The organism is Corallococcus macrosporus DSM 14697, from assembly GCF_002305895.1.
Taxonomy (GTDB): domain Bacteria; phylum Myxococcota; class Myxococcia; order Myxococcales; family Myxococcaceae; genus Myxococcus; species Myxococcus macrosporus.
This window is the reverse complement of the sequence record NZ_CP022203.1, coordinates 4551083-4568682: the sequence shown is the minus strand read 5'-3', so window position 1 is coordinate 4568682 and position 17600 is coordinate 4551083. Positions and strand designations below refer to the sequence as shown.

Annotated in this window: 1 protein-coding gene (cut by a window edge); it reads right to left on the bottom strand. The window is 71.7% G+C overall.

All coding sequences use genetic code 11. The features are described 5' to 3' along the window. Positions 1–17600, bottom strand: the 5' portion of a protein-coding gene (locus MYMAC_RS18775; RefSeq protein ID WP_420810008.1) for a non-ribosomal peptide synthase/polyketide synthase. 9475 nt of this gene lie to the left of the window's left edge; the window shows 17600 of its 27075 coding nt (coding positions 1–17600); it begins with the start codon at positions 17598–17600; its stop codon lies beyond the left edge, outside the window.

The following is a 17600-nucleotide window of genomic DNA, read 5'->3' as shown; positions in this document are numbered from 1 at the left end:
TCCACTGAGCGCTCCAGGCACACGCCCACCAGCGACTCTGGCTTAACCCCCAGGCCCCTCAAGTGGTGCGCCACCTGATTGGCCTTCGCGTCCAGCTCCCGGTACGTCAGTCGCTCCGACTCGAACACCACCGCCACCGCGTCCGGCGTGCGCGCGGCCTGCGCCTCCAGCAGCGCGTGAATCGTCGCCTCGCCAGCGGGCGCCATCGGCCGCCCCTGGAAGCCCTTCAGCATCTGCTGCTGTTCGTCGTCAGTGAGCATCGGAAGCGCATGAATGCGCGTCTGCGGATCGCGTACGACCGCCTCCAGCAACGTGAGGAAGTGCCGGGTCAGCCGCATCCCCGCTTCGGGCGTGAAGAGGTCGAGGCTGAACTCCAGCGCGCCCTCCAGGCTGCCGTCGCCCAGCTCCCTGAGCGCCAGGGTGAGGTCAAGCCGGGCCGTGTCCGTGGTGGAGCGCAGCGGCTCCACCGTCACGCCCGGCAGCGACGGCGGCTGCATGGGCGCGTTCTGCAGGGCGAACATCACCTGGATGAGCGGCGACCTGCCGCCACCGCGCTCGCCGCCAATCGCTTCGACCAGCCGGTCGAACGGCACGTCCTGGCGAACGTAGGCCGCCAAGGACTCCTCGCGGACGCGCGACACCAGCTCGGCGAAGGTCGGCGTCCCGTCCACCCGGGCCCGCAGGGCCAACGTGTTGACGAAGAAGCCAATCAAGGGCTCCAGCTCGGACAGGGTGCGGTGGGCAATGGGGCTGCCCACGCAGAAGTCCGTCTGCCCCGAGTAGCGGGAGAGCAGGACTTCATAGGCCGCCAGCAGCACCATGTAGAGGGTGGCCCCCTGGTCTCGCGCCACCTTCTTCAGGGCTTCCGCCAGCGCCACCGGCACCGTGAAGTCATGAGTCGAACCACGCACGGTTCGAGTCGCTGGCCGGCCCAGATCGCCGTGCAGCTCCAGCGCGGAGACCCCCACGAGGTGGCTCCGCAGCTCGGCGAGCTGCGTCTGGATGGCCTCCGACTCCACCCACTGCCGCTGCCACGCGGCGAAGTCCGCGTACTGCACCTCCAGGGGCGGCAGGGGAGACGGCTGGTCCTCGAGGAGCGCCGCGTAGAGCACGGCGATCTCCCGCACCAGCACGCCCATGGACCAACCGTCCGAGACGATGTGGTGCATGCTCAGCAGCAGCACGTGTTCATCCGCGTCCAGGCGGAGGAGCACGGTGCGGAGCAGGGGCGCCACGGTCAGGTTGAACGGGAAGTGGGCCTCCTCCGTCATCCGCTGCCGCAGGCGCGCGTCGCGGGCAGGCTCCGCCAAGGAAGACAGGTCCTCCACGGGGAGATCCCAGACCGCTGGCGCCGGCTGCACCTGCTGCGTGGGCAGTCCATCCGTCGCGGAGAAGGAGGTCCGCAAGACCTCGTGCCGAGCCACGACTTCGGCGAAGGTGCGCCGCAGCACGTCCACGTCCAACACCCCGGACAGCTTCAGGGCGAAGGGGACGTTGTAGACGGCCTGTCCCTTCTGGAACTGGGACAGGAACCAGAGGCGCTGCTGCGCGAAGGACAGGGGCAGCGCCGCATCCCGAGGCACGGGCAGCAGCGGCGGCATCGCCTCGCGCGAGGACTGCATCATCAACGCCTCGATGCGCTCAGCCAATCCCGCGAGCGAGGGAGCCTCGAACAAGGTCCGCAGCGGGACCTCCACGCCGAACGCCGCGCGGATGCGCGTCACCAACTGCGTGGCCAGGAGCGAATGGCCTCCCAATTCGAAGAAGTCGTCATGAGGCCCCACACGGTCGACGTGCAGCACCTCCCGGAACAACGCCGCCAACTGCTGCTGAAGCAGGGGCAGGTCCTCCGCGGGAGTGTCCCCGGTGGGCGACAGGTCCGGAGCCGGGAGTGCCTTGCGGTCCACCTTGCCGTTGGACGAGAGGGGCAGGGCGGCCAGGGCCACCACGGCGCTGGGCACCATGTACTCGGGCAGCCGCTGGCGCAGGTGCTCCCGCAGGGCGGACGTCTCCACGTCGGCCGGCGTGACGTACGCCACCAGCCGCCGGTCTCCCGGGACGTCCTCTCGCACCACGGCGATGGCCGACTCCACCCCGGCGTGCCCCCGCAGCGCCGCCTCAATCTCCCCCAGCTCGATGCGGAAGCCGCGCAGCTTCACCTGGAAGTCCACGCGGCCCTGGAACTGGAGCGTCCCGTCCGCCTGCCACCGCGCCCTGTCTCCAGCGCGGTACAGCCGCGCGCCAGCAGGGCCAAACGGATTGGGCACGAAGCGCTCGGCCGTCAGCGCGGGCTGGCGCAGGTAGCCCCGCGCGAGGCCGTCACCGCCGATGAACACCTCACCCGGCACGCCCACGGGCACCGGCTGCAGTGCCTCGTCCAGCACGTACACCTGCGTATTGGCAATGGGCCGGCCGATGGAGACGGAGTCGCCCACGACGTCGCCGGGCACCATCCGGTGGCACGCGGTGAAGGTGGTGCTCTCCGTGGGGCCGTAGCCATTCACCAGCCCCACGCCCTGCGCCAGCCGCGCGCGGACGCGCGGCGCCGGCAGCACGTCGCCCCCGGCGAGCAACTGACGCACCTTGCCCAGCGCCTCGGGCTGGTACTGCTGCATCTGGTCGAAGAGGGCCGCCGTCAGCCACAGCACGGACACCTGGTGACGCACCAGCGCCTGGCCCAGTTCAGCCAGGTCCGGCGTGCGCTGCGGGTAGAGCACCAGGCGCGCCCCGTGCAGCAGCGCGCCCCAGATTTCCAAAGTGGACGCGTCAAAGGCCAGGGGCGCGAGCTGCAGCACCACCTCCGAGGGCCCCATGTCCACGAAGGTAGAGCCGATGAGCAGGCGCACCACGCCCCGGTGCGTCACCGCCACGCCCTTGGGCAGGCCCGTGGAGCCGGACGTGTAGGTGACGTACGCGAGCTGCTCCAACCCTGCGTGGCCTCCCGTCACCGGCGTCGACGGCTGGCCCTCAATCCGCGCCCGCTCGTCATCCAGGACGACGATGAGCTGCGCACCCGCGGGAAGCTCCTCCTCCAGCGCGGCCTCGGTGAGGATGGCGGCCACGCCCGAGTCCTCGGCGATGAAGGCCAGTCGCTGCGCGGGGTACTCCGGGTCGAGCGGCACGTAGGCGCCGCCCGCCTTCAGAATCCCCAGCAGGCCCACCACCATGTCCAGGCCCCGGTGCAGGAACACGCCCACGCGCGACTCCGCCCCCAGGCCCAGCGTGCGCAGGTGGTGCGCGAGCTGGTTGGAGCGCTCATCCAGCTCCGCGTACGTCAGCGTCCGCCCCTCGTGCTCCACGGCGATGGCATGCGGCGTCCGCCGCGCCTGCGCCGAGAACAGCGAAGGCACGCTCGCATCCACCGGATAGTCGGCCTGCGTCGCATTCCAGGCCGACACGACCTGCTCGCGCTCCGGACCTTCCATCAGGGGCAGCGCACTGAGCCGCTGCGAACTCGCCCCCGCGGCCACCGCCGCCAGCAGCACCTGCAGGTGCTCCACCAGGCGGCGCGCGGTGTCCGCGGTGAAGAGGTCCAGGCTGTATTCGAGCTGGCCTTCCAACCCCGCGCCTTGCCCCCTCAGCGCGAGCGTCAAGTCGTACCGGGACGTGTCCGTCGCGCTCGGCAACACGTCGACGCTGAGCCCCGGAAGCGACGGCGCCTCAATCAGGTCCGAGCTCAGGAGCACGAACAGCGTCTGGAACAGCGGCGTCCGGGACAGGTCGCGCTCACCGCCCACGGCGTCCACGAGGTGTTCGAACTGCACGTCCTGATGCGCGAAGGCGCCCAGGGCCTCGTCACGGACCCGGGCCACGAGCTCGGCGAAGGTCGGATCGCCGTCCAGCCGGCAACGCAGCGCCAGGGTGTTGACGAAGAAGCCGATGAGCCCGTCGAGCTCCGGCCGGTTCCGGCCCGCCACCGACGTCCCCACGCAGAAGTCCGTCTGCCCGGAGTAGCGCGCCAGCAGCGCCTGCCAACCCGCCATCAGCACCATGTACAGCGTGGCGTTGTGGGCCGAGGCCACGCGCTCCAGGCCCGCCACCTGCTCCGGGGACAGCGAGAAGAAGTGCGAGGCGCCCTTGTCGCTGCGGACCGCGGGGCGCGCATGGTCGGTGGGCAGCTCCAACGTGGGAACACCCTGGAGTCGAGAGCGCCACCAGTCCAACTGTGGCGCCAGCGCCGGCCCATCCAACACGCGCCGTTGCCACGCGGCGTAGTCCGCGTACTGCACGGCCAGCGCGGGCAGCGGCGACGCCTGGCCCTGTGACAGCGCCTCGTACAGCGCGGCCACTTCCCGCACCAGCACGCCCATGGACCAGCCGTCCGAGACGATGTGGTGCATGCACAGCAAGAGCACGTGCTCGTCCGCGCCCGTGTGGAGCAGCACGGTGCGCAGCAGCGGACCCTGCTCCAGGTCGAAGGCGTGGTGGGCCTCTTCGGCCATGCGGGCCTTCACGGCCGCCTCCCGGGCCTGCGACGCCAGGCCGCGCAGGTCCTCGACGGGCAGCGGCCACTCGGCGGGCGCCGGGTGGACGCGCTGGGCCGGCTGGCCTTCACGCGAGACGAAGGTGGTGCGCACCGCTTCATGGCGCCGCACCACCTCCAGGAAGGTGCGGCGCAGGGCCTCCGCGTCCAACCGCCCCGTCAGCCGCAAGGCCGCGGGCATGTTGAAGGTGACCTGCCCGGGCTGGAGCTGCTCCATGAACCACAGGCGACGCTGCGCGAACGAGACGTCGAAGAGCGCGTCCCCCTGGACCGGCCGGGGCAGGACCTCCAAGGGAGGCAAGGTGCCGGCCCGCGGCGCGGACTCCAAGCGCGCGGCGAGACGCGCCACGGTGGGGGCCTCGAAGAAGGTGCGGAGCGGCAGCTCCACGCCAAGCTGCGCGCGCAGCCGGGTCACGACCTGCGTGGCCAGCAGCGAATGGCCGCCCATGAGGAAGAAGTCGTCGTTCACGCCGACGCGCTCCACGCCGAGCGCTTCGCGGAACAACGCCGCCAGCTGCTGCTCCAGTTCCGTCCGCGGCTCCACGAAGTCCGCCGCCCCCAAACCGAGCTCCGGGGCCGGCAGGGCCTTGCGGTCCACCTTCCCAGTCGAGGTCAACGGGAAGGCGTCCAGTCCGACGATGGCGGACGGGACCATGTACTCCGGTAGCTGCTGGTGAAGGTGCTCGCGCAGCGCGGCCATGTCCGCCCGCGGCGGCACGACATACGCCACCAGGCGCTTGCCCCCGGACGCGTCCTCGCGCACCACGGCCGTGGCCTCGGCGACGGAGGGATGGGTGCGCAGCACGGCTTCGATTTCACCCAGCTCGATGCGGAAGCCCCGCACCTTCACCTGGTGGTCCAACCGGCCCAGGAACTCCAGCGTGCCGTCCGGACGCCAGCGGACCCGGTCGCCCGTGCGGTACAGCCGCGCGCCGGGCTCGGCGCTGAAGGGGTGAGGCATGAAGCGCTCGGCGGTGAGGTCCGGGCGGCGCAGGTAGCCCCGCGCGAGGCCCGGTCCTCCCACGCACAGCTCCCCCGGCACGCCCACCGGCACGGGCCGCAGCGCCGGGTCGAGGACATAGGCCTCGGTGTTGTCGATGGGCCGGCCGATGGGCACGGAGCGGCCCACGGTGTCCCCAGGCGACAACGTGAGCTGGGTGGCCATGGTGCTGCATTCCGTGGGCCCATAGGCATTGGTCAGGGAGACGCCCTGCGCCAACCGCTCCCGTGCCCGGGGAGCTGGCATGGCTTCGCCGCCCACCGACAGGTGGGGCACCTGCGCCAGGACCTCGGGCTGGTGCTGCTGCATCAGCTCGAAGAGCGACGTCGCCAGGAGGAGCCACGTCACCTTGTGCTCGACGATGAGCCGGGCCACCACGTCCGGCTCCGGCGTCCCGGGCGGGTACACGACGAGCTTTCCGCCGTGCAGCAGCGTGCACCACAGCTCGACACTGGAGACGTCGAAGGCCAGGGGCGAGAGCTGCAGGGTGACTTCCTCGGCCGCCCGAGGCTGGAAGCGGGCGGCCTCGCTCAGCCGCAGCAAGCCCCGGTGCGGCAGGGCCACGCCCTTGGGCGTGCCCGTGGACCCGGAGGTGAAGGTCGCGAACGCCAACCCCTCTGGGAACGCGGGAACCCGCACCGCCTCCGAGGACTGGCGGGCGAGCTCCGCCGCGTCCGCGTCCAGCGCCACGACGTGCCACGGGCCTTCCTTGAGGGAAGGCAACAGCGACTGCCACGTCAGCACCGCGGCCAGGTGCGCCGTCGAGGCCGCGTGCTCCAGCCGCTTGACGGGCCAGGACGGGTCCAAGGGGACGTAGCAGCCGCCGGCCTTGAGCGCGCCGAGCACTCCGATGACCAGCTCCAACCCGCGCGACGCGCACACGCCAATGCGGGCCTCCGGCGCCAGCCCCAGGGACACCAGGTGCCGGGCAAGCTGGTTGGAGCGGGCGTCCAGCTCCGCGTAGGTGAGCGAGCGCCCCTCGAAGCTCACCGCGACACGCTCCGGCGTCCGCCGGGCCTGTTCCATGAAGCGCTGATGGACGGTGGTGTCCGCGGGGTAGGGCGCGGCCGTGTCGTTCCAGGCCACGAGGACTTCATGACGCTCGGCCTCGGTCCACAGCGGCACCGCGCTGATGCGGCGAGAGGCGTCCTCCGCGGCGCCCTGGAGCAGCCGCTGGAAGTGCTCGGCCATGCGGCGCGCCGTCTCCGGCGTGAACAGGTCCAGGCTGTATTCCAGCTCTCCCTCCAGCCGCCCGTCACGCCCCACCAGTTGCAACGACAAATCGAAGCGGGCGGTGTCCGTGCCCGTGCGCAGCACGTCGACGGCGAGGCCCGGCAGCGACGGCGGCTGCATCGGCGCGTTCTGGAGGACGAAGGCGGTCTGGAACAGCGGGGTGCGCGACAGGTCGCGCTGCCCCTCCAGCACCTCCACCAGCCGGTCGAAGGGCACGTCCTGGTTCGCGAAGGCCGCAAGCGACTCCTCGCGGACGCGCGCCACCAACTCATCGAAGCGCGGATCGCCGTTTACGTTCGCGCGCAGCGCCAGGGTGTTGACGAAGAAGCCGATGAGCCCTTCGAGCTCGGGCCGCGTGCGATGGGCCACCGGGGTGCCCACGCAGAAGTCCATCTGCCCGGAGTAGCGCGCCAGCAACGCCTGCCAGCCCGCCATCAGCACCATGTACAACGTGGCGTTGTGGGCCGAGGCCACACGTTCCAGCTCGGCCACCGTGGCAGACGGCACGGTGAACGGATGGGTGGCCCCGCGCAGCGTGCGCACGGCCGGCCGCGAGTGGTCGGTGGGCAGCTCCAACGTGGGCACGCCCTGGAGTCGCGAGCGCCACCAGTCCAACTGTGGCGCCAGCGCCGGGCCTTCCAGCACGCGGCGTTGCCACGCGGCGTAGTCCGCGTACTGCACCGTCAGCGCTGGCAGCGCTGCCGCGCGCCCCTGCGACGCCGCCTCGTACAGCGCGGCCACTTCCCGCACGAGCACGCCCATGGACCAGCCGTCCGAGATGATGTGGTGCATGCTCAGCAGCAGCACATGCTCGTCTGGCCCGGTGCGCAGCAGCACCGTGCGCAGCAGGGGACCCGTCTCCAGGTCGAACGCCCGGTGGGCCTCCTCGACCATGCGGGCCCGCGCTGCCTCCTCCCGGGCCTGGGGCTCCAGGCCGCTCAGGTCCTCGATGGGCAGCGGCCACTCGGCGGGCGCTGGATGGACGCGCTGGGTGGGGTGACCGTCGCGCATCCCGAAGGTGGTGCGCACCGCTTCATGACGGCGGACCACTTCCAGGAAGGTGCGGCGCAGGGCGTCCACGTCCAGCCGGCCCTTCAACTGCAAGGACGCGGGCACGTTGTAGGTGAACTGCCCAGGCTGGAGCTGGTCCAGGAACCAGAGCCGCTGCTGGGCGAAGGAGACGGCGAAGGTCGCGTCACCCTCGGCCGGCCGGGGCAGGGGCTCCAAGGGAATCACGGTGCGGGTCCGCGGCGCCGCCTCCAGGCGCGTGGCGAGGCGCGCCACGGTGGGGGCCTCGAAGAAGGTGCGGAGCGGCAACTCCACGCCGAGCTGCGTGCGCAGCCGGGTCACGACCTGGGTGGCCAGCAGTGAGTGACCGCCCAGTTCGAAGAAGTCGTCGTTCAGGCCCACGCGCTCCAGGCCGAGAACCTCGCTGAACAGCGCCGCCAGTTGCTGCTCCAGCTCCGTTCGAGGCGCCACGAAGGCCTCGGTCCCCGGCGCGACCTCCGGAGCCGGCAGGGCCTTGCGGTCCACCTTGCCGTTGGGCGACAGGGGCAGTGCGGCCAGGGCCACCACGGCGCTGGGCACCATGTACTCGGGCAGCCGCTGGCGCAGGTGCTCTCGCAGGGCGGACGTCTCCACGTCGGCCGGCGTGACGTACGCCACCAGCCGCCGGTCGCCCGGGACGTCCTCTCGCACCACGGCGATGGCCGACTCCACCCCGGCGTGCCCCCGCAGCGCCGCCTCAATCTCCCCCAGCTCGATGCGGAAGCCGCGCAGCTTCACCTGGAAGTCCACGCGGCCCAGGAACTGGAGCGTCCCGTCCGCCTGCCACCGCGCCCTGTCTCCAGCTCGGTACAGCCGGGCTCCCGCGGGGCCAAACGGATTGGGCACGAAGCGCTCGGCCGTCAGCGCGGGCTGGCGCAGGTAGCCCCGCGCGAGGCCGTCACCGCCGATGTACACCTCACCCGGCACGCCCACGGGCACCGGCTGCAGCGCCGCGTCCAGCACGTACACCTGCGTATTGGCAATGGGCCGGCCGATGGAGACGGAGTCGCCGACGACGTCGCCGGGCGCCATCCGGTGGCACGCGGTGAAGGTGGTGCTCTCCGTGGGGCCGTAGCCATTCACCAGCCCCACGCCCTGCGCCAGCCGCGCCCGGACGCGAGGCGCCGGCAGCACATCGCCACCGGCGAGCAGCTGACGCACCTTGCCCAGCGCCTCGGGCTGGTACTGCTGCATCTGCTCGAAGAGGGCCGCCGTCAGCCACAGCACGGACACCTGGTGACGCACCAGCGCCTGGCCCAATTCGGCCAGGTCCGGCGTGCGCTGCGGGTAGAGCACCAGGCGCGCCCCGTGCAGCAGCGCGCCCCAGATTTCAAAAGTGGACGCGTCAAAGGCCAGGGGCGCGAGCTGCAGCACCACCTCCGAGGGCCCCAGCTCCACGAAGGTAGAGCCGATGAGCAGGCGCACCACGCCCCGGTGCGTCACCGCCACGCCTTTGGGCAGGCCCGTGGAGCCGGACGTGTAGGTGACGTACGCGAGCTGCTCCAGCCCTGCGTGCCCGCCTACTACCGGCGTCGACGGCTGGCCCTCAATCCGTGCCCACTCGTCATCGAGAAGGACGATGAGCTGCGCACCCGCGGGAAGCTCCTCCTCCAACGCGGCCTCGGTGAGGATGGCGGCCACGCCCGAGTCCTCGGCGATGAAGGCCAACCGCTGCGCGGGGTACTCCGGGTCCAGCGGCACGTAGGCGCCGCCCGCCTTCAGAATCCCCAGCAGGCCCACCACCATGTCCAGACCCCGGTGCAGGAACACGCCCACGCGCGACTCCGCCCCCAGGCCCAGCGTGCGCAGGTGGTGCGCGAGCTGGTTGGAGCGTTCATCCAGCTCCGCGTACGTCAGCGTCCGCCCCTCGTGCTCCACGGCGATGGCATGCGGCGTCCGCCGCGCCTGCTCCATGAAGTGCTGATGGACAGTGGTGTCCGCGGGGTAGGGCGCGGCCGTGTCGTTCCAGGCCACGAGCACGTCATGTCCCTCGGCCTCACTCCACAGGGCCACCGCGCTGATGCGGCACGTCACGTCCTCCACGACGCCTCGGAGCAGCCGCTGGAAGTGCTCCACCATGCGCCGCGCCGTCTCCGGCGTGAACAGGTCCAGGCTGTACTCCAGCTCTCCCTCCAACCGTCCGCCACGCTCCACCAGCAACAGCGTCACGTCGAACCGGGAGGTGTCCGTGCCCGTGCGCAGCACGTCGACGGCAAGGCCCGGCAGCGACGGCGGCTGCATCGGCGCGTTCTGGAGCGTGAAGGCGGCTTGGAACAGCGGCGTGCGCGACAGGTCGCGCTGTCCCCCCAGCTCCTCCACCAGCCTGTCGAAGGGCACGTCCTGATGCGAGAACGCCGCCAGCGACTCCTCGCGGACGCGCGCCACCAACTCATCGAAGCGCGGATCGCCGTCCACGTTCGCGCGCAGCGCCAGGGTGTTGACGAAGAAGCCGATGAGCCCTTCGAGCTCGGGCCGCGTGCGATGGGCCACCGGGGTGCCCACACAGAAGTCCGTCTGCCCGGAGTAGCGCGCCAGCAGCGCCTGCCAGCCCGCCATCAGCACCATGAACAGCGTCGCCCCCTGGGCCTGCCCCACGCGCTCCAGTCCGCTCACCAACGCGGGCGGCATCGTGAAGGCATGGGTGGCCCCGCGCTGCGTGCGCGTAGCCGGGCGCGGGCAGTCCGTGGGCAGCTCCAACGTGGGCACGCCCTCGAGCCGTGAGCGCCACCAGTCCAACCGCGGCTTCAACGCCGGTCCGTCGTCCAACACGCGCCGCTGCCACGCGGCGTAGTCCGCGTACTGCACCGTCAGCGCCGGGAGCGGAGACGCCTGGCCCTGCGACAGCGCCTCATACAGCGCGGCCACTTCCCGCACCAGCACGCCCACGGACCAGCCGTCCGAGATGATGTGGTGCATGCACAGCAGCAGGACGTGCTCGTCCGCCCCCGTGTGGAGCAGCACGGTGCGCAGCAGCGGACCCTGCTCCAGGTTGAAGGCGTGGTGGGCCTCCTCGACCATGCGGGCCTTCACGGCTGCGTCCCGGGCTTCGGGCGCCAGGCCGCGCAGGTCCTCGACGGGCAGCGGCCACCTGGCGGGCGCCGGGTGGATGCGCTGGACAGGCTGGCCCTTGTGCGTAACGAAGGTGGTGCGCACCGCTTCGTGACGCCGCACCACCTCCAGGAAGGTGCGCTGCAAGGCGTCCACGTCCAGCCGGCCCGTCAGCCGGAGGGCCGCGGGGAGGTTGTAGGCGGACTGCCCGGGCTGGAGCTGCTCCAGGAACCAGAGCCGCTGCTGGGCGAAGGACATGGCCAGTCCCTGGTCCGCGGCCGGACCGCGCTCCAGCGGCACCAGGGCCTCCGCGTCCTCCATCAACTGGGACTGCGACCCGATGCGCTCCGCCAGACGGGCCACGGTGGGCGCGTCGAACAGGGTCCGCAACGAGATCTCCGTGTTGAGCTGGGCGCGCACGCGCACGACCACCTGCGTGGCCAACAGGGAGTGGCCCCCCAGCGCGAAGAAGTCGTCGTTCGCGCCCACGCGGGACTGGCCCAGAATCTCCCCGAAGATGCGAGCCACCTGCTCCTCGGTGGGCGTCCGGGGCGCGATGAAGGCATCCGCGGCCCCCAGGCGTTCGGCCTCCGGCGCGGGCAGCGCCTTGCGGTCCACCTTGCCGTTCGGAGACAGGGGCAGGGCGGGCAGCACCACGAAGGAGGAGGGCACCATGTGCGGCGGCAGCGTGTCCGCCAGCGTGTCGCGGAGGCGGCTCACCGCCCGCGCGCTCCGGGCACCCCGAAGCGGATCGCTGGCGAGGCCATCCCAGGACGAACGGGAGACCTGCGCCGCCGGGGACAGGTCGAGCGCATCCGCTTCACCGGGCCGCGCGAACACGACGTCCACCGCGCCGTCCCGGTGCGCGGAGGCCCAGCTCACCCTGACCTCGTAACCGAGCTCGGCGCCCAGGGCGTACAGGTCCTCGGGCTCCACGCCCCGAGTCCCCGGCCAGTCGCGCAGCGCCTCGCGCACGCCCGCCACGGTGGGCGGAGGCGTGGCGCCGAGCAGCTCGACGAGCCGGGTGGACTCCAGGACACGCGCGTTGGGGAGCCCCCGCACGGCCAGCAGGCCGGGCCGCGCGCCCAGCCGCTCACGCAGCGCCTCCAGGGTGAGCCCCGCGCCGTCCACCCACTCCGGCTTCGCCAGCCGGGCCGGAGACTCGGAGGCATCGCCCACGTGGAGGATGACCTCGTAGCGGAAGCGGCTCAGCTCGTTGTCGTAACGGCCGTGCTTGGGCAGCACCTCCACCCGCCGGAGGCCTGGGATGCGGTCCGGCAGGGCGGTGAAGAAGGCCGGGGAGAGGACCAGCTCCTTCTCCTCCAGGACGTCACGCTGGACGCGGTAGGCGAACTGGGACGTGGCCACGGGGCCCGCGGTCCGGTGCAGGCGCACCGAGGCCCGGAAGGCCTCCAGCAGCTCCAGGCTCCGCACATCGCCCAGGAACACCCGGCCCCCGGGCTTCAGGACGCGGACAGCGCCGCGCAGCACCTCGAGCAGGAAGTCCGGGCCGGAGAAGTACTGGGCGACGGAGTTGATGACGACGGTGTCGAACGAGCCCGGCTCCAGGCCGGAGAAGTCGTCCACGCTCCGGTGCAGCAGGTGGACCGAGTCCAGGGCGCCGCCCATGCGCTCGCGCTGACGCTCGATGCGGTCCAGCGCGGGCCGGGCGAAATCGACGCCCCAGTAGGCCTCGCAACGCGGGGCCAGCCGGTACAGGAGCAAGCCGGTGCCGCATCCCAGCTCGAGGACGCGCTTGGGCTGGAAGCCGAGGATCTGCGCCACGGTGGTGTCCACCCATTCGCGCATCTGCTCGGGCGGGAGCGGATCGCCGGTGTAGCTGTCCTCCCAGCCGACGATGTTGAAGGTCGGGTCTTCGCTCTCCAACGTCTCGCGCGCGTAGGCCTCGTCGTAGACGGCCTGCCATTGGGAGGACGCATCGACGTCCCGAGGCACTCCCGCCTCGTCCAGGACGACGTAGGCCACCAGTCGCTGGTCTCCCGTCGAATCCTCGCGAACCAACACCACGGAGTCGCGGACAACGGGGTCCGCAGAGAGCACGGTTTCGACTTCGCCCAACTCGATGCGGAAGCCGCGCAACTTCACCTGGAAGTCGACTCGGCCCAGGTACTCCAGGGTGCCGTCCGGCAGCCACCGCGCCACGTCGCCAGTGCGGTAGAGGCGGGCGCCGGGAAGGCCGCTGAAGGCATCCGGTATGAAGCGCTCCGCCGTCAACTGGGGCCGCTGCCAGTACCCGCGCCCCACCTGCACGCCTCCGATGTGCAGCTCGCCGGGAATGCCCACGGGCGTCGGCTGCCCGTGCGAGTCCAGGACGTACAGCGCCGTGTTCGCCACCGGCCGGCCAATGGGCACGCGGTGGAAGTCTTCCCCACGCGGGCACGGCCAGTAGGTGACGTCCACCGCCGCTTCCGTCGGGCCGTAGAGGTTGTGCACCCGCACCGGTGCGGGCAGCCGCGCGTACGCCTTCTTCACCAGCTCCGCGCTCAGCGCCTCACCGCTGCACACCACGCGTCGCAGGCTGGCCAACTCCTCCAGCCCCGGCTCCTCCACGAAGGCCCTCAGCATGGACGGCACGAAGTGCACCGTCGTCACGCCCTCCGCCTTCATCAGCTTCACCAGGTACGCCGGCTCCTGGTGGCCTCCGGGCCTCGCCACCACCAGCTTCGCCCCGGCCAGCAGCGGCCAGAAGAACTCCCACACCGACACGTCGAAGCTGAAGGGCGTCTTCTGCAGCACCGCGTCCGCGCTGCCCAGCCCGTACTCCTCCTGCATCCACTTCAGCCGGTTGACGACGCCCCCGTGCGCATTCATCGCCCCCTTGGGCCGCCCCGTGCTGCCCGAGGTGAAGATGACGTACGCCAGTGACTCCGGGCCCACCTGCACGTCCGGCTTCGTCACCGGCTGTCGCGCGACTTCGCCCGCCGCGCTGTCCAGGCACACCACCCGGGCCGCGCTCTGCGGCAGCACCGACTTCCACTTCTCATGCGTCAGCAGCACCGAAGCGCCCGTGTCCTCCAGCATCCACCCAAGGCGCTCCCTCGGGTACGCCGGGTCCACCGGCACGTACGCCGCACCCGCCTTCAGCACGCCCAGCAGCGACACCACCATGTCCACCGAGCGCTCCAGGCACACGCCCACCAGCGACTCCGGCTTCACCCCCAGGCCCCTCAGGTGGTGCGCCACCTGGTTGGCACGCGCGTCCAGCTCCCGGTACGTCAGCCGCTCCGACTCGAACACCACCGCCACCGCGTCCGGCGTGCGCGCCGCCTGCGCTTCGATGAGTTCCGTCAGCGTGCCGGAAGGAGGCGCTTCGATACGAGGGTTCAGGCCGTGAAGCGCATGCTGCCGCTCGGCGTCGCTCATCAACGGCAGGGTGGTCAGCGGCGCATCGGGCGCCTCCACCAGGCCGCGAATCACGTGCTCCAGGTGGCTCAGCAGCCGGTCCGCGGTCTCCGCGTCGAACAGGTCCGCGGAGTACTTGCAGCCAATCAACAGGCCGTCGGGGCGGTGCCTCGCCTCGAAGGTCATGTCCAGTTCGGCCGTGTGGTTGTCCACCAGGGACACGTCGAGCGTCAGCCCACCGCGGATGGCCAGCGCGCGCGGCAGCTCATAGTCGTCGAGGATGAACCCCACGTTGTACAGCTCACGGCGCTCCGCGCCGGGCTGCTGCACGGCCGCCAGGATCTGCTCGAACGGCACGTACCCGTGCGCGAGCGCCCCCAGCATCCGCGACTTCACCTCCGCGAGCATGTCCGTCCCCGTCGCGGCTTCGGGCAGGTGGACACGCAGTGGGATGAAGTTGGTGCAGTCGCCCATCAGCTCCCGCGTGCCCGCCGCGTCGCGGCCCGCGATGACGGTGCCGACGACGAAGTCGGACTGGCCGCTCCAGCGGTGCAGCACCGTGGCCAGCGCGGACATCACGCTCATGAACGGCGTGGCGCCCTGACGCCGCCCCAGCGCGTGCAGTCGGGCCATGAGGGACGCGGGCAACAGCCGCAGACGTCGGGCGCCATGGACGGACAAGCGCTGCGGCCGAGCCCTGTCCGTGGGCAGGGCCAGCAACTGGGGCGCGCCGGCGAGCGTCTCCTTCCACCACGTCAGCTCCGTGGAGAGCGTCTTCGGCGTGAAGTGGGCGCGCTGCCATGCGGCGAAGTCCCCGTACTGGAACTCCGGCTCGGGCAGCGGCGACGGGCGGCCCTCCACGAAGGCGCCGTAGAGCGCCGCCAGCTCGCGCATGAACAGGGCGACGGACGTGCCATCCACCACCAGGTGGTGCAGCACGGTCAGCAGGACATGGTCCTCCGGCCCGAAGCGCAGCAGCGAGCACCGCACCAGGGGGCCCGCCTCCAGGTCCATGGGGCGCTGCGCGTCCAGCACCGCCTGGGCTTCCAGCGTGGCCTGCCGCGCGTCACCAGCGGTGTCCGTGAAGTCCAGGCGCGGCAACGGGACAGGCGCCGGCGGATGCACCCGCTGAAGCAGCGCGCCATCGCGCGTCGTGAACGTGGTGCGCAGCGCCTCGTGCCGGCGCAGCACCTCCGACAGGGCCCGCTCCAGCGCGGCCACGTCCAGCGCCCCGCGCAGCGACAGCGCCACCGGAATCTGGTTCGACGTCCAGGCCGGATCCAACTGGAGCAGGTACCACAGCCGCTCCTGCGTGAAGGACGCGGGCGTGGGCTCCGCCCCGGCGGGACGGTGCTGGAGCGGCGGCAGCCTGCGCCCCGTGCCCTCCGCGGAGACGGACTCCGCCAGCGAGCGGAGGCTCAGGTCCTGCAACAGCGCGGCGATGGAGACGCGCACGCCCAGCCGCTTCTCCAAGCGGCCCTGGAGGTCCGCCGCCCCCAACGAATCCAGGCCCAGCAACGTCAGCGGCGTGCCGGCATCCTGCCCGGCGGCCTCCGCCCCGAGCACCGCCACCAGCTCCTCACGCAGCGCCGCCTCCAGCGCCTCCTGGGAGAGCGCGGGCTGGATGGCCGGAGCCGGCTCGGGCGCGGGGGAGGGCGCCGGTCCCGAGATGACCCCCGTCCCGCTGCGCCAGACGATGGGCAGCTCCCCGGACACCAGGGCGGCGCGGCACGCGAAGCGCTGAATCTTCCCGCTCGACGTCTTCATCACCGAGCCCGGCGGCAGCAGCGCCAACGTGTGCGGCTGGACTTGAAGCTCCGCGACAATGGCCTGCCTCAGCGCGTCCGCCACGGCGCCCAGCGCGGCCGGGTCCTCGCCCGATGCCAGGTCCTTCGACACCTCCGCGACCACGGCCAGGGCCTCGCCCTCCGGCGTCTCGATGGCGAACGCCGCCATGCAGCCCGGACGCACCTTGCGGTGCGCCCGCTCCACGATGCTCTCCACGTCCTGCGGATACAGGTTCCGTCCCCGCAGGATGATGAGGTCCTTGCGCCGGCCGGTGACGATGAGCTGCCCGTCCTCCAGCAGCAGCCCCAGGTCCCCCGTGCGCAGGTACCTGGGGCCGGACTCCGCGCCCACCGGGACGGCCTGGAAGATGTCCACGCTGTCCTCCGGCTTGCGCCAGTAGCCCTGCGCGACGCTTCCACCGGACACCCAGATTTCACCCACCTGGCCCGCGGCACGCGGCACGCGCGACTCCGGGTCCACGATGAGCAGGCGCTGCTCGGCCAGGTTGAAGCCGCAGCCGACATGGGCCCGCGAGCCCTCGGCGCCGGGCTCGGCCTGGACGGCCTGTCCCCGCCCCAGCGCGGCGTCCTGAAGGACGTGCACGCGGGGCACGCGGCCCTTGTGCTCACCCGTGACGATGAGCGTGCCTTCCGCCAGGCCATAGCAGGGGTAGAAGGCCTCGCGGCGGAACCCGCTGGGCGCGAACACCTCCGCGAAGCGGTCCAACGTGGTGGCGCGGATCGGCTCCGCGCCGCAGAAGGCCACGTCCCAGGCCCGCAGGTCCAACGCCTGGATGTCCTCGGGCGTGGCGCGCCGCGCGCACAGCTCGAAGGCGAAGTTCGGCCCACCGCTGATGGTGCCACCGTACTTCGACACCGCCTCCAGCCAGCGCATGGGCCGCTGGAGGAAGGACATGGGCGACATCAGCGCCACCGGGAAGCCCGCGAACAGCGGCTGGAGGATGCCGCCGATGAGGCCCATGTCGTGGTACGGCGGCAGCCAGATGACGCCCGAGCTGTGCGTGCCCGTCTGGAAGGCGCCGGCGATGAGCCCCAGGTTGTGGAGCAGGTTCGCGTGGCTGAGCATCACCCCCTTGGGCGTGCCCGTGGAGCCGGACGTGTACTGGAGGAACGCCAGCGTGTCCGGGCCCACCGGGGGCTCGCGCCACGACGACGCGCCGTCCGCGGGCAGGTCATCCGTGGCCAGCCACTTCAGCGCCCGGAAGTCCGGCGCCTGCTCGAAGACGAAGTCCGCCAGCGAGAGGATGCCCGTCGTCGTGAGCACCACCGTGGCCTCGGCGTCCTGGATGATGGCGCGGAGGCGGGGCAGGGTGCGCTCCAGCCGCATCGGGTCCGGCGGGTACGCGGGCACCGCCACCGCGCCCGCGTAGAGGCAGCCGAAGAAGCCCGCGACGTAGTCCAACCCCGGCGGGTACAGCAGCAACACCCGCTGGCCCTGCGCCCCCTGCGACTGCAACAACGCGCCGATGCGCGCCGCACGCTCGTGGAGCGCCCTCGCGCTCAGCGAGGCTTCCTCGCCGTCTGCGTCGCCAAGGAAGGCGTACTGTTTCCGGTGCGCCGTCTCGCCAAAGGCGCGTTGGGTCAGGACTTCGATGAGGGTTCGCGGAGTCTCATGCAT